This is a genomic window from Arthrobacter sp. Rue61a (assembly GCF_000294695.2).
In the GTDB taxonomy this organism is placed as follows: Bacteria; Actinomycetota; Actinomycetes; order Actinomycetales; family Micrococcaceae; genus Arthrobacter; species Arthrobacter aurescens_A.
Genome location: NC_018532.1, coordinates 117396 through 132115 on the forward strand (window position 1 = coordinate 117396; position 14720 = coordinate 132115).

Sequence of the window (14720 nt, forward strand, 5' to 3'; positions counted from 1 at the left end):
GTGTCAGAGAAAACGCCTCCCCGCGGGAACAACATCCTGTTCCTCATGACCGACCAGCAACGCATCGACACCCTAGGTTGCTACGGCAACACCAGCGGCCATACCCCAAACCTGGATGCCCTGGCAGCCCGCGGCACCGTGTTCGAGCGTGCGTACACCCCCACCGCAATCTGCACCCCGGCGCGCGCCTCGTTGCTGACCGGGCTGCACCCCTTTGAACACGGGCTGCTATCCAACTACGAATGGAACTCGGGCCACCGGGAAGAACTACCGGACGGCACACCCACCTTCGCCGACCAACTCATTAAGCAGAGGTACCGGCTGGGACACGTGGGCAAATGGCACGTGGGCCGACACCGCGGACCTGACTACTACGGCTTCGAAGGGGAGCACCTGGCCGGTGCCCTAAACACCTTCGACCACCCCGGATATGTCTCCTGGCTTGAAGAGAACGGCTTCCCGGAGTTCCGGATCGTTGACCCCCTCTACACCACACAGCGGGACGGCACCCAGGGCCACCTCATCGCCGGCGTCACGGACCAACCCACCGAGGCGACCTTTGAAGCATGGCTCGCGGACCAGACCATCGCGAAGCTGCGCGAGTTCGCCGCCGCACGCGACGGAGGCACCACCGTCGAGCCGTTCTTCCTGTCCTGCCACATCTTCGGCCCGCACCTGCCGTACCTGATCCCCCGGCAGTGGTACGACCTGGTGGATCCGGCGGACATCGAGCTGCCAGGCTCCTTCGCCGAGACGTTCGACGGCAAACCCATGGTCCAGCAGACCTACGCCGAATATTGGTCCACGGAATCGTTCAGCACCGAGGAATGGAAGAAACTCACCGCCGTCTACTGGGGCTACGTGGCCATGATCGACCACGAGGTAGGCCGGATCATGGCCGCTGTAGAGGAACTTGGACTAGCTGATTCCACCACTACCATGTTCACTGCGGACCACGGGGAGTTCACCGGTGCACACCGGATGAACGATAAGGGACCGGCCATGTACGAGGACATCTACCGGATTCCCGCCATCCTTGCCGCCCCTGGCCAGGTGGCCCACCGTGAACAGAAGTTCATCTCCCTGCAGGACTTCACCGCGACGTTCATCGACATTGCTGGCGGGGACGCCGACGGTGTCCGGGGCCGCTCGCTGATGCCTGCCACCGACGGCGGTCTGCCGGAAGACTGGCGGACCGAGATGGTGTGCGAATTCCACGGCCACCATTTCCCGTACGCGCAGCGGATGATCCGCGACGAACGCTACAAGTACATAGCCAATCCCGAGGGCATCGACGAGTTCTACGACCTCGAGGCTGACCCGGACGAGCTTAACAATGCCATTGCCGTGCCCGTCTACCGGGAATTCGTGAAGGACCTGCGGCTGCGGCTCTACAAGGAACTCATTGATCGTGGCGACCGCTTCTACCAGTGGCTCGCCTTCGCCGGTGACATCGACCCGGAAGACCGGCTCCGGCCCGAGACGGCCGTGGAACGGTTCATCGACGGCTAATCTGCGTGTGGCCCCTGCGCCTCTATCAAAGGGACGCAGGGAACACACAGATAGAGAAGTCAGTGCCTACCGCCGAACGCCGGCAACATCGACGACTTCCTCGCCGCGGGTTCAATAAACACGGCCCGCAAAGGATCCTGCCTGACAAGTTCGTGACGGGAAAATGGATTTCCGTCTTGGTGAGCCGGATGGTGCGCGAACCGGATTCCTTGACCCCGCCACCTGCACAACCATCGACGGACAGTCTCCGCGTTGCCGGCGCGATCCAGGAAGTACTCCGCCTTTCCCGCGGTCAACTTTTCAACTCCGTGCTGAAGACCTAGGAATATTGACCTGCTGCTCTGAGCGCAGCTTTCAAAGCCGAAACAAGATATTGGAGAAACACACTATGAGCAACAACACACTTGGTGCCTTCATGGAAGAGGAACTCGTCTCACAGCCGGATGTCTGGCAGCGCGCCATTGAGCAATCCGGCGCTGAAGACCTGCTTCCCGCGGACGGCCAGCGGATCGCCGTTATTGGCTGCGGTACCTCCTGGTTCATGGCCCAGAGCTACGCTGCGGCGCGTGAATCCGCAGGGAAGGGTGTCACGGATGCTTTTGCTGCTTCCGAGGCGTTCCTGAACTCCAACAGCGCAGGACGCCGGTATGACGCCGTTGTGGCCATTACGCGGTCCGGCACCACTACTGAGGTACTGGAGATCGTGGCCGCGCTGAAGGCTGTGGTCCCCACTGTGGCGCTCATCGGGGATACCTCGTCCCCGATTGCTAGCTTGGCCGATGCCGTGATCGGACTGCCCTACGCCGACGAACGCTCCGTGGTGCAGACACGCTTTGCCACCACGGCGCTCGTGTACTTGCTGAGCAGTCTGGGCATCGACCTCCAGTCGGCCATTAGCGACGCCCGCTGTGCCGTGAGCGCTCCCGTGGCCCAGGACCTCCTGGACGCCGAGCAGTTCACCTTCCTCGGCACCGGTTGGACTGTTGGGCTGGCCCACGAGGCAGGGCTGAAGATGCGCGAAGCCGTCCAGGGCTGGACCGAGTCCTACCCGGCGATGGAATATCGCCACGGTCCGATCTCCATCGCCGCGCCCGGGCGCGTCACTTGGCTGTTCGGCGACCAGCCCGAAGGCCTGGATCAGGATATGGCCATGACCGGAGCTCTCTACATCCGCACGGACAAGCATCCACTGGCGGAGCTGGCTCGTGTTCACAAGGTAACTTTGGAGCGCGCGCGTGTGCACGGGCTGAATCCCGACTTGCCCCGAAATCTGACGCGCTCAGTCATTCTCGACACTTCCGCCTAGGTCACCCTCATGGTTCTCGGAGCAGCTGAAGCGGCGGTGCTGGCCTTTGATGTCGGCGGTACCGACATCAAGGCGGGCCTTGTGGACGCTGACGGAAACGTCCTGGGTATGCGCCGCGTCCCCACACCCTTGGACAGTACACGTCCGGGGGAAGCCGTGCTGGATCGGCTTGCGGGCCTGGCCGGTGAATTGGCTACGGAATTTCCGGACGTCCGCGCAAGGGCTGCGGGGATCGTTGTCCCCGGCATTGTCGACTCTGCGATGGGCATCGGGGTGTACTCTGCCAACCTTGGCTGGAGGGATTTTCCCTTCATGGTCGAGGCCGAAAAGAAATTGGGCCTTCCTGCCGCCATCGATCATGACGTCCGCTCGGCCGCCGCTGTGGAACACCGGTTCGGTGCTTCCCGGCAGTTCACGGAAGTAGTGGTCATGGTGGTCGGCACCGGGATTGCCGCTGCGGTTTTCTCCGGCGGCAGAGCCGTCACCGCCGGAGGGTTCGCTGGAGAGCTCGGTCACGCCCAGGTCCCAGACCCGGATGAAGGTCCTAGGCGATCCACCATCCTGGAAGCGATCGGCTCCGCAGGAGCCATCACCAAGCGGTACAACGCGCAGTCCCGAGACCCCGTGGACGGCGCAAAGGAAGTGCTGGTCCGGGCCCGTGCGGGAGAACCCCGTGCGGCCCGGATCTGGCAGGATGCCGTGGACGCCCTGGCTTTCACCATTTGCCAGTGCGTCAACGTCATCGGCACAGAAGCCGTGGTGATCGGTGGTGGCCTCGCCGAAGCAGGGGACGAATTGCTGGTGCCGCTACGTCGGCGCGTCGACGGGATCCTGGATTTCCAATGGCGGCCTAAACTCGTCAAGGCGCAGCTCGGCCAGGACGCAGGCCTCCTCGGCGCCGCCCTCAACGGGCGTGCCCTCCTGGGAGGGACACAGTGAACCGCATTGTCACTGTCACACCCAACCCTGCCATTGACGTGACCTACACGGTCCGCGGCATCACCGCAGGAGGCAGCCACCGGGTCCCCACGCCGTTGATCCGTTCCGGCGGCAAAGGACTCAATGTTGCCCGGGTCGCCCACCAGACGGGGCATCCCGTCCTTGCCGTCTCCCCCACGGGCGGTGCGGCCGGACAGTCCTTGGCTGCGGAGTTGTGGACCAGCGGCGTACCGCACCTGTTGGTCACCGTGGCCGCGGAAACCCGGCGAAGCATCGCCCTCGTGGATACCGTCGCGGGCGAAACCTCCATCTTCAATGAGGAAGGCCAGGCCCTTTTGCCTGAGGACTGGTGCTCGTTGTCTGCCGCTGTCGTGAACGCCGTCCAGGGAGGTGGCGGCCAGGGCACTGCCGCTGTGTTGGTCGGGTCCGGCAGCCTGCCTCCGGATGCACCCTCGGACTTCTACCCGTCCCTGGTGAGGATCGCGCACGACGCCGGTATCCCTGTGATCATCGACACCTCCGGTCCGGCGATCATCGCGGCAGCACGGGCAGGGGCCGATGTCCTCAAACCCAACCACCACGAACTCGCCGAAGCCACAGGGGAACTGGGCCTCGAAAAGGCGGCGCTCTCACTGATCGCATCGGGGGCCCGGACAGTGCTGGTGAGCACCGGCGCCGACGGCATGCTCGCTTTCGACCACGCCGCTCCGGGCGGATACTGGCGTGCCCGGCTCCCGGCCCCGCTCAGCGGGAACCCCACGGGGGCGGGCGACGCCGCTGTGGCAGCAGCCGCCGCCGCCCTCGCCGAAGGCGTCACCGAACCGCGCGAGATCCTGCGGCGCGCCACCGCCTGGTCCGCGGCCGCTGTCCTCATGCCGGCCGCGGGAGAGATTTCCCCGCGCTACAAGGAACTCGAACAACAACTGATCCTGACATGGAAGGAGACCCGGTGACCCTGGTCAACACGCGCGAACTCATGGACAAGGCCGTGGCGAACGGCACGGGGCAAGGTGCCTTCAACGTCATTCACATCGAAACCGCAGAAAGCCTCGTCGCGGGCGCCGAGGCGGCCGGCGTTCCGCTGATCCTGCAGATCTCCGAGAACTGCGTCAAATACCATGGCGGCCTCGACCCGATCGGCCTTGCGGCCCTGGCAATCGCCCGGGACGCCGCCGTGCCCGTCGCTGTCCACCTTGACCATGCCGAATCCGAAGAGTTGGCACTGACCGCCGTGGACCTTGGCTTTGGCTCGGTCATGTACGACGGTGCCCACTTGCCCTACGAAAGGAACGTCGAAGTCACACAGCGCGTGGCCCGGTATGCCCACGAGCGCGGCGTGTACGTTGAAGCCGAGCTCGGCAAGGTCGGAGGCAAGGACGGGGCCCATGCGCCGGGCGTCCGCACGGAACCGGGCGAGGCCGCTGCCTTCGTAGAGGTCACGGGCGTGGACGCCCTCGCCGTGGCAGTGGGATCCTCGCACGCCATGACCGAACGCAGCGCTGCGCTGGATTTGAATCTGATCACCCGATTGAAGTCCGCCATCGGGAAACCGCTGGTCCTTCACGGTTCCTCTGGCGTCACCGACAAGATGATCGTAGCCGCGATTGGCGCCGGTATGACGAAGATCAACGTATCCACACATTTGAACGGGTTCTTTACCCGCGCCGTCCGTGAGTACCTCGATGCCAACCCTGCAGTGGTGGATTCCCGGAAATACATCAAGGCCGGCCGGGATGCCCTTGTGCTGGAGTCCGCACGTATGCTGACGCTGTTCGCCAAAGCGTAGCCGCGGCATTTCGGGCACCGTTCATGTCGGGCCGCACTCAGTTCGGCCACGTTCTCGAAATTACGTCAGCCACGTACCTCGCTGACGACGTCGAGCCAGGGAATAAGCTTTGAGCTTGAGGACTTCCTCTCTGGGATGGCCGGTCTTGGTGCGACAGCAACATCCCGCTCGACCGGTATCCGCATCGAATGCGCCGTGACCTTGGGAAGATGGAAGCGGCCCCCCACCGCTGGCGGCAGCAGTGATCAGGCGATGCTGATCGACAAATTCGAGCAGGGGCTGGAACAAGGCCCAGGCATCGACGCCCTGGACAATGGACGCCAGTCCTCCTTGACGACGCCGGGAATCACCTCAATGGGGTGAGTATTGTGCGGCGTTGAACGCGGGGGGCCTATGAGGCTACTCTCACGATCGAATGCCTTGGTGTGGGAAGCTTTGCTGATGACCATTAGGAATACCCCTTGGGACCACCCCATACCCAAGCGATCACAGATTCACCTTGACGTTGTTCCCAGCGGCGTACTACATGCTCTCGCGGCTGGCGAGTCAGCATCCCTGCCACTTAGATATGTATCGCCTTTCCTGGCGGGTCCAGATGCTCTTGGTTTATGGCGCATGAGGAGTGAACAGGTCAACAACACGCCGACGGACGCTCCATGGGTGACCCGCCTCATTATCGACCCAGAGATTACACCACCTGTCGGAGTTGCGGGATTTCACGGCGCCCCGGACTACAGGGGCATGATCGAAGTCGGATATCTTGTGGATCCAGGATTTCGTAGGCGGGGATACGCGAGGAAGTCTCTGGAAATCCTGCTCGACGTTGCAAGTCGCCAGCCTGACGTACGGGTCGTCCGTGCCACGATCAGCCCGGGAAACATCGCTTCGAAGACACTCATCGACGACTTCGGTTTTATTGAGGTGGGCGTTCAATGGGATGACGAAGACGGGTTGGAAATCATCTACGAAGTTGATGCTTTGGGAAACCGCTCTTAACACGGCGTTCGCTGACGAACCGATGCTCCTATGGATCGTCAAGCGGCTTTGGCGAGTTCCTCTGTGGTGTTGGCAGGTTGCTGGGCGGCGTAGATTTCTCGTGCGACGTAGCGTTTGAGGCAACGGATGATTTCGGGTTTGGACAGGCCTTGCTGAGTTCGCCGGTCAGCGTAAGTGCGGGTTCGTGCGTCGTAGCGCAGGCGTCCAGGAAGAGCAAGCAGGTGTGGTGCGGCTACGGTGACGAGGTCCTTAAGCTCAATGTCGGTCTCTGCGATCTCTTCTGTGAGGTGTTGGTGACGACGTGCCAGACGACGCAACGCGGTCTTGGTAGCGTGCTCCGGTTCGCCGAGATGACCGGTTGGCCTCATCTTGGCACAGGTCTTGATCAGTACCGACATCCAGGAGGATTGTCTCCAACCTGAGCAGGAAGGCGTTCTCGCCCATCCGCACTGCCAAGACAAGCTCCTTTTCCTCCTCCGTGGATTCGGAGCGTGCGGTGGTGTAGGGCCGGGTCAGGGCAAGGTGATATCGCGGCCAACCCTCCGATATCAACGTCCAGCTCACCCCGGTCAAGTTTTTCCATGAGGGCTTCCTCCCCGACGTGGACCCACTCAACGTCGGCGTCGATGCTCAGGTCAAAGCAGCGTATGAGTTCCACTTCACTTCCTGACGGCGTGCCGCTCTCCGGGATCTGCGTCCAGGGAGGGTTTGCCGGGATCCCGACGCGGATTGTTGCCCCGGAGACCCGGCCAAACGTTCCGTCGGGATCTGCTGGGATCTGCATCGCGACCCGGGACAGGAGCAGCGCCAGCGCCACCGGGATGAGTTAAAAAATGCCTTGTTCATGCCCCGACCATAGCTAAGGTTGCTTACTTTTTTATCCTCGCCCGGGCTGCTCCCGGAAGCAACGCGTGCTGGCCGAACCTGGAGGCCAATGTCGGCTTTCGCCTGTTCCGGGATAGGGCCAGTGTGTGCAAGGCGCCGCGCTTTGTAGGCCTGTCGCGGCAGAATCCTAGGCGGCCTTGACGAGTGCTTCGCCGGAAACGCAGTCTTCTTGGGTCACGGCGTCCGGCTCGAAGAAGACGTCCCGAACAGCTCATCCAGCGAGCCGAACAGCATTTCATGATGCGGCTAGAAGCCTGATGGCCGGGCAAGCTATCAGTTGGATCAGGCGGGAGGTCGTAGAACAACTGTCCTTCAAAGATCTGGCCCGGCAGTTGGCGCGTGGGGGTGAGCTTAGGCCTTGGCATAAGGTGGGCGACTTCGATTCCATGAACAAGTCGGCAGTAGTCGGCGATGGGTCGCCGAAGACACCGCCACCAGAGGGTTTCGCTGCACATGATGGCTGTTCTGCCGGCATCGATGTCCGAAGGAGCCCTTCAATAGCCGCGGCGCCAATCCGGCGGATCAGCGCGCGGAGGCAGGCGGGTTTGAAGGGTTTGCTGGGAACACAGCCTCATGCAGTGCGGCGACGACGCATTTGACGATGACATCGGAATGGGATTCAACAACCACAAGTGGAGCCGCCGAGAGCCTTCGTAGCCGTCGAATTTTTTCTACGGTGTTAGCGCCGGGAGGTCCGGGGTCGAGGATTGCCGGATCTACCAAATTGCCCCTTGCGGCACGCAAGCCCTTTAATCGACAACGTGTGCTCAGCACGTCCGTTCCTTCACCGGCCGCAATTTGTGCGAGAAGACGTTAATATCGTGACCAGCCTCTATGACCAGGCACGCCTTCGGTCTGTGCACGTTGTTTTCCATGGGCAGCAGCGCTCGATGCCTGCCTACTGCAATGTATTGCTGTTTGGTCTTCGAACTATCTGAGAACAAAACCCGAAACGAGATCATCCTGGGGGTCAAAAACGAACTCGTGCCGGCCTGTGATTCGAGCGGTGCCCGTTATCGTCGGTACGACCTCCACAGTGTCGCCCGTAGGACTGCTGCGGGTAAAGATGGCCGAAAAGCGCGAACCAATGATCGACTGATGTTCCAGCTGATCCCCTTCAGTCAGAAGCCCCCGGCTGTGCAGTACCGCCACGCGTGACGCTGTTCCAGATCCGCAGGGTGAACGGTCAACTTGTCCGTCCGCAAAAATAGTGACGTTCCGCTGCGTCAAAGTTGAAGCTACTTTGCCGCGGTCTTCATAGAAGATCGTGCCGTAGATCTCCCGGATCCTGTCGTCTTCATCGTGTATCGCGTGGGCTGATTCGTTGAGTACGCCTTGGATCTCACGCCCTAAATCAATGAACCGGGTAAGATTCTCAGGGACCACCTCCAGGCCGAGATCGGCTGCGTTAACCTGGGCGTAGATGGCCCCACCGAAACCGAGATCGCAATTCACTGTGCCCTGAGACGTTTCCACGCGGACGTCCAAAGCCTTGGTATGACTTGGGACGCTGACGAAGTCGATGTCCTGAATTTCACCGCCCACGCTGCGCACCAAAGCCCTAACACGGCCGGACGGAACATCAATCACTACTTCGGTAATACCCTCCGGATCCGAGTCCACCAGCTTGTTTTGAACGGCCCAAGCGCCGAGGGCAATAGTGCCATGGCCGCAGGCCGTGGAAAAGCCGTCTTTGTGCCAGAACAGCACTCCGAAATGAGCCTCTGCGTCATCTGGAGGGACGATAAAACCCCCATACATATCCGCGTGCCCTCGCGGTTCGTGGCACAACGAACGACGCAGGAGTTGGGTGTCGTCGTCGTCGAGTGCGGACATGCGGCGCGCAGCAACTGTGTCCCCGGGCAGTGCCCAGGGAAGGTTAACGATCCGGAATGGTTCGCCCGCCGTGTGGTAATCGACCGCGCTGCAGGTAACCGGCCTCCTGGTCTGGCCCTCGTTGTTGGGTGTTGTCGTCATACAATTCCACCTTTCCCTATGGGGTTGAACCTTTCACAGCCACCGGGACGGCTCCCGGGATCTTTCCTGCGATGTACCAGCCACTGGAAGTAATGAACAGTAGAAGGGCGATTCACTGAGTTAGCGAGTTAGCGAGTTGGCGAAGGGCGGTAGGAATGGCTATGACGGGGAGGCGCTCACTATCTGCGAGTGTGGCTTAAAGATCATCAATGACTTCCAATATGCCGTTGTATAACATGTTACACCGCACCACTGCTCGGAGTCCTCACCGCTTCTGCAATCCTTCCCCCTGCAACCGACAGGATCGCCGACGGTCAATCGCGCCCTGGGCACCCGACCGGGAGGGACATCGTGAACGAACCGTCCGGGAGACGCGCGGGCAGGATGACGGACTACCAATTGTCGGTCACCGACGAGCGGATGACCTTCCTGGCTCGGATCAAAACCGCGCTAGCAATTCTCGCCGTACTATAGCCGTCGATCCGCTGGCACCGAATATTGTGCCCGCTCCGATGAGGCTTGTTCTGCGCGCCATGCTGACGGTGGGAGGCACGGTTTCGGCCGTGGAAGCCTCTAGGCGCCGGGCGTATGTTCGAGGTAGTGATTTTCCTGCTTCGAACCATGCACATATAAAACGACCCGTACGCATTTCACCGCGGCGTCTTCACGACCTTATTGTCCAGAACACGCCAATATGGCTAAATCTATTGCGCAGGGCATTTATGCAAATCTACCGTTCTTCTGAGGCTGCTATTTCAAGCCGCTTCGGATTAGCCTTATCTGCTAATCGGAATTCATACTCTTTTGAGGGGTTTTGCATGCTCGAACATGGGAGTTCAGTATTAAGTAAATCGAGGTGTAAGGTTAGCGGCCTCAACGTCGCCGCCGCTGCAGCTTCGATTTTGGCATTATCAATATCCGGGTTCTCAAGCGTAGCCGCGTTTGCCGAACCAGGAAAAGGGGAATCAAAGAACAAGACCGACCAGACGGCACCCGAATACATCGCCGGTCAGCTCTCACCGCTTGAAATTCAGCACGAGAAATCCACGGACGCACCCCGCCCGATCTTCGCGGACAAGTCCGCGCTCACAAAAGACGACGGCGACGCATCTGACCATCAGCGCCCCTCGGCTCCGATGGACAAGCAGCGTGCGTTTGGCGCTGCTGAGTCATGCGCATCAGCGGACTTCGCAAACCTCTCCGGCACCGCCCTCGTAGCAAAGGTCAAAGGAAGCACCACCTCGTGCATCAACACACTTTTCAATACCAAGGGTGCCGATGCTGCGAAGCTGTTTTCAGAAGCCCAGATGTCGACCATCGCCCAGGCGTTCCTGTCGAATGCCAGCAGCTACGCAGGTGACAACAGGGACAGTGCAGTGCAACTCGTGCTCTTCCTCCGTGCGGGCTACTACGTGCAGTTCTACCAGTCCGCGACCGTGGGGACGTACTCGCCCGCTCTGAAGGAGAAAGTCGGGGATGCCCTCAATGAATTTTTCAATTCGCCTCAGTCAAATAATGTAAACGATGCAAACGGCGAGATCCTGTCAGAAGCGATAACACTTATTGACTCGGCAGAACTCAATGCCAGGTTCATTCCTGTAATCAAGCGCCTGCTCAATGGTTACAACCAGAGCTACAACGCCTCTTGGTGGATGCTGAACGCAGTGAACAACACATTCACGGTTCTCTTCCGCGGCCACCAAGTACCGGAATTTGTTACCGCCGTCCAGCAGGACCCCAGCCTCATTGACACGGTCCATGCTTTCGCTAAACGCAATATCAGCGTCCTGGCAACCGACAACTCTTACCTCGTATCAAACGCCGGGCGGGAACTCGGCCGTTTCCTGAGCCAGCCGGCGCTCAAAGCGCGCACCAAACCGCTCGTCATCGATTTGCTGTCCAAGAGCCAAATGGTGGGTGAAACCGCAGCATTATGGGTGGGACTTGCCGAAATGACGTCCTACTACGACGCAGCCAACTGCGCCGACTACGGGACCTGCAACCTCGAAACCAAACTCCGCGCCGCCGTGCTGTCACAGGAACGCCAGTGCAGCACCAGCATCAAGTTCGTCACTCAGGCAGTGTCCGACGCAGAGTACGGCGCAAGTTGCACGAGCCTGACCGGCCAAGACTCATACTTCCACGCCGTCGCTAAAGACCCCGGCCCCGTCGCCAACGACAAAAACACCAGCATCGACGTCGTAGTGTTCGACTCCAGCAAGGACTACCAAACATACGCCGGTGCCATCTTCGGCATCGACACCAACAACGGCGGCATGTACCTCGAAGGCGACCCCGCAGTCCCCGGAAACAGGCCAGTCTTCATCGCCTACGAAGCTGAATGGCAGAAGCCGAACTTCCAAATCTGGAACCTGAACCACGAGTACACCCACTACCTCGACGGCCGATTCAACATGTACGGCGACTTCGGAGCCAACATCACCACCCCCACAATCTGGTGGGTAGAAGGCTTCGCCGAGTACATCTCCTACGGCTACCGCGGAGAGCCCTACACCGCAGCTCAAACGGCCGCAGCCACCGGGGCATACAAGCTGAGCCAATTGTTCGACACCACTTACGACCACGACACCGAGCGTATCTACCGGTGGGGTTATCTGGCAGCAAACTTCATGATCAACAAACACCCCCAGGAACTCAAGACCGTACTGGGCTACTACAGGACCGGCGCGTGGACCCAAGCACGCTCCTACCTGAAGAACTCCATCGGCTCGACTTACGATGCTGAGTTTGCCCAGTTCCTGACCACCTGCGCGGCCGGGAAATGCGAACCCGTGCCCCCGGTCCCCGGTGATGGCGGAGGGACCCCGGAAAACCCGGAGACCCCCTGCGACGTTACCGATCCGCGCGAGGTGACCCCGAACTGCGCAAGGGCCGGATTGTCCGGAACCGCTGGAAGCGACAACCACTTCTACATCAAGGTTCCGGCCGGCACCAAGCAGCTGACGATCAAGACCAGCGGAGGAACAGGCAACGCTGACGTCTACTACAACCCCTGGGGTTGGGCATCGTCCACGAGCCACAACTACCGCTCAACCGGAACGACGAACAGTGAAACGATCGTCATTCCGAACCCGCCGGCCGGGTACAACTACATCGACGTGAAAGGCAAGAACAACTTCGCAGGACTGACCCTGCAGGTCTCCTACTAGAAGGAAGCCGCTTACCCCCACATCCTTTGTGGGGGTAAGCGGGTTTAACGTGATTGCAGACCACTCATCGCTCCGAGTTGGAATCTACTTGAGGCACCGAAGTGTCGTTGGATTGCCTGAACCTTGCGCTGTATGGTCCGCACGCTCACCCCGGAGGAGCGTGCAATCGATTCATCGGTGAGACCTGCGGCCAGAAGCCGCAATATGTCCATTTCATCCTCGGTGAGGAGGCGGGAGTCTTCCAGCCGTTCGTTGGTGAGGGGCAGCGCCGACCTCCATATCGACTCAAATGTTTCATTGAGAAATTCGGCGAACCAGGCTGACTCCGACCTGATCGCGAGAAATCCGCTCTGTTCCGGTGACCGGCTGAAGACCAGGCATTCCGTCCGGTCTCCAATGAGGGTGCGCGTGGGGACGATGGTGGACACGCGCGCTTCCTCACCTTGCCGTACAGAGAGGAGCATGGCTTCTCGAAGTGATTCGCGCTTGAACACCGAGGGGTCGTAGATGACTCGGTAGCGTACGCCCCTTGCCAGCGCAGGGGGCTGTGCACCCGACTGTCCCTTGGTTTCGGGTCCGTGCATGCCGTAGTCGAAGGCGTCTACGGACTCCCGGGCCCGGTGCTGCAGGTCGGAGAAAACGCCATCAAGGTGGCGTTGAGAGGTGATTGGCTCAAGGTCTGCCCCGAGCGCTGGCAACTGACCGCCCGAGTGGCCCAGAAGTGCTCTCGCACCGTGGGCCAGATATTCAAGTTGGTCCGTTAGGTCGTTAAAGGATGAAACGTTCACTAAGTCCTCACGTTCTTGGGAAGACCGCCGGTTGAACAGCGACAAGGGGTGACTCTGATTAGGCTGCAGAACCTGAGAACCTCGGCCGGGCTGACATCAACCCTGCGCACGAGAGGGCGCTGCAATGTCACACATAATATGGTATTTAGTGGACGCCGGGCAGCGAACGGGGCAGTGGGTGTTGGGTTGATGCTCCGCGGAGGGCGGAGCGGCTGGGGTTGGCGGCCCCGCCCGAGGCATCGGCGGATTACAGAGTTGCAGATTCCGCGATAGCCCCAACGACCGCTGTGAAGGCGGTCAAGGCCGTTGAGATGGGCGGCAGCTCGGGATGCCACGTGCGCTCCCATTCGAGGGATTGCCACTTGTCAGGGTAGAGAAGGTCCGATTTCCGGATGAGGGCGAGAACCCGATCCACGGGGATGTCGCCGGCTTCTAAGAGGCTCAGGACCAGTTCACCCGATTCCCGGTCAATGATGGCGTCTTTCAGCTGGACATAGGCCAGCGTCCGCCCGAGCTGACACTGAGTCTCTTCCGGCTCTTCGCCGCCGCACCACGGGTGCAGTACATCCCAGATCGACCCCACAGCAGGGGCATCGTGAACCTGTTCCAGGATGCGCGACGCTACATTAGCACCGAGTGGGTGGGAATCGTGCGCTTCCAACAACAGCAACAGCCGTGCACCGGATCGTACGGAGTTGTCCTTCTCACCGGGCTGTCGAAACTGTTTGCGTTGCTGGGGCAAAGCACGGCGCAAGTATCCGCCCCAACACGGGACATTGTCTTCAAGACCGTGGGAGATTCCTTCGCACCGTTCATGATGTCCGGGGCAATGGCGGACGCCGTTCGCGGTCGAAGCATCAGCTGAGACACCAACACCGGCTTCGATCTCCGCGCCAGCACAATCGAGGCCATCCTGCTGCTCGCCCGTGCGGTTGGCTGAGCACACCATCGAAAAGCTTCGAGGGATGGCAGCCACACCCACTCCTGACGGCAATTTGGAACCAGAAGCGTTTTTTCTCCTGTCACATCTTTGGCCCTCAACTTCCGTATCTGATTCCGGAGAAGTGGTACAACCTGGTAGATCCGGACCCATCGAATTGCCACGCTCATTCGCTGAAACGTTCGAGGGTAAGCCGATGGTGCAGCAGGGGTATGCGGAGTACTGGTCAACGGACTCGTTCTCAGAGGCCGAGTGGAAGAAGTTGACTGCCGTGTATTGGGGATACGTCGCCATGATCGACCACGAGGTGGGCCGGATACTCGCTGCCTTGGATTGGGGCTAACGGAGTCCACGGTAATCATGTTCACCGCGGACCACGGTGAATTTACCGGCGCACACAGGCTTAACGACAAAGGCCCCG

The 14720-nt window shown here is 60.5% G+C and carries 14 protein-coding genes; 9 read left to right on the plus strand and 5 right to left on the minus strand.

The window, feature by feature from the left end; translation table 11 throughout:
• The 7 genes from ARUE_RS22315 to ARUE_RS22345 all read left to right on the plus strand — a co-directional run bounded on the left by ARUE_RS22315 (position 1) and on the right by ARUE_RS22345 (position 6539).
• Entirely contained in the window at positions 1-1512 is a 1512-nt protein-coding gene (locus ARUE_RS22315; RefSeq protein ID WP_014923469.1) for a sulfatase family protein, read from the plus strand.
• 388 nt (positions 1513-1900) lie between these two features.
• Positions 1901-2818 (plus strand): SIS domain-containing protein, encoded by a 918-nt coding sequence (locus ARUE_RS22320; RefSeq protein ID WP_014923471.1) that lies wholly within the window; start codon positions 1901-1903, stop codon positions 2816-2818.
• Positions 2819-2827: 9 nt separating this feature from the next.
• Positions 2828-3757, plus strand: coding sequence for an ROK family protein (locus ARUE_RS22325; RefSeq protein ID WP_014923472.1), 930 nt, complete (start codon positions 2828-2830; stop codon positions 3755-3757).
• Positions 3754-4710, plus strand: coding sequence for a 1-phosphofructokinase family hexose kinase (locus ARUE_RS22330; protein WP_014923473.1), 957 nt, complete (start codon positions 3754-3756; stop codon positions 4708-4710). Before ARUE_RS22325 ends, ARUE_RS22330 begins: the two co-directional genes overlap by 4 nt.
• Positions 4692-5543, plus strand: a complete 852-nt coding sequence (locus ARUE_RS22335; RefSeq protein WP_014923474.1) for a class II fructose-bisphosphate aldolase — start codon at positions 4692-4694, stop codon at positions 5541-5543. Before ARUE_RS22330 ends, ARUE_RS22335 begins: the two co-directional genes overlap by 19 nt.
• A gap of 135 nt (positions 5544-5678) precedes the next feature.
• Positions 5679-5906 (plus strand): hypothetical protein, encoded by a 228-nt coding sequence (locus ARUE_RS22340; protein ID WP_014923475.1) that lies wholly within the window; start codon positions 5679-5681, stop codon positions 5904-5906.
• Positions 5907-5984: 78 nt separating this feature from the next.
• The gene (locus ARUE_RS22345; protein WP_014923476.1) at positions 5985-6539 is read left to right on the plus strand and encodes a GNAT family N-acetyltransferase; all 555 of its coding nucleotides are present in this window, start codon (positions 5985-5987) and stop codon (positions 6537-6539) included.
• Between the two features lie 38 nt (positions 6540-6577).
• On the opposite strand, the gene ARUE_RS25115 is transcribed toward ARUE_RS22345, so the two are convergent.
• The 3 genes from ARUE_RS25115 to ARUE_RS22355 all read right to left on the minus strand — a co-directional run bounded on the left by ARUE_RS25115 (position 6578) and on the right by ARUE_RS22355 (position 9401).
• Complete coding sequence (locus tag ARUE_RS25115; protein ID WP_014923477.1) at positions 6578-6937, minus strand: hypothetical protein; 360 nt, start codon at positions 6935-6937, stop codon at positions 6578-6580.
• Positions 6925-7323 carry a transporter substrate-binding domain-containing protein gene (locus ARUE_RS25050; protein ID WP_353580118.1) on the minus strand — a complete coding sequence of 133 codons (399 nt, stop codon included), beginning with the start codon at positions 7321-7323 and terminating at the stop codon, positions 6925-6927. The genes ARUE_RS25115 and ARUE_RS25050 overlap by 13 nt, the downstream gene beginning before the upstream one ends.
• A gap of 1031 nt (positions 7324-8354) precedes the next feature.
• The gene (locus tag ARUE_RS22355) at positions 8355-9401 is read right to left on the minus strand and encodes a proline racemase family protein (protein WP_014923478.1); all 1047 of its coding nucleotides are present in this window, start codon (positions 9399-9401) and stop codon (positions 8355-8357) included.
• Positions 9402-10219: 818 nt separating this feature from the next.
• On the opposite strand from ARUE_RS22355, the gene ARUE_RS22360 reads away from it, so the two are divergent.
• Positions 10220-12571 (plus strand): M9 family metallopeptidase, encoded by a 2352-nt coding sequence (locus tag ARUE_RS22360; protein ID WP_014923479.1) that lies wholly within the window; start codon positions 10220-10222, stop codon positions 12569-12571.
• Between the two features lie 44 nt (positions 12572-12615).
• On the opposite strand, the gene ARUE_RS23480 is transcribed toward ARUE_RS22360, so the two are convergent.
• Together ARUE_RS23480 and ARUE_RS25120 are read right to left on the minus strand one after the other, a co-directional pair.
• Complete coding sequence (locus ARUE_RS23480; RefSeq protein WP_014923480.1) at positions 12616-13359, minus strand: helix-turn-helix transcriptional regulator; 744 nt, start codon at positions 13357-13359, stop codon at positions 12616-12618.
• Positions 13360-13606: 247 nt separating this feature from the next.
• Positions 13607-14335, minus strand: a complete 729-nt coding sequence (locus tag ARUE_RS25120; protein ID WP_502691480.1) for a sugar phosphate isomerase/epimerase family protein — start codon at positions 14333-14335, stop codon at positions 13607-13609.
• Between the two features lie 160 nt (positions 14336-14495).
• On the opposite strand from ARUE_RS25120, the gene ARUE_RS25125 reads away from it, so the two are divergent.
• Positions 14496-14642, plus strand: coding sequence for a hypothetical protein (locus ARUE_RS25125; RefSeq protein WP_502691481.1), 147 nt, complete (start codon positions 14496-14498; stop codon positions 14640-14642).
• Positions 14643-14720 lie beyond the last annotated feature (78 nt).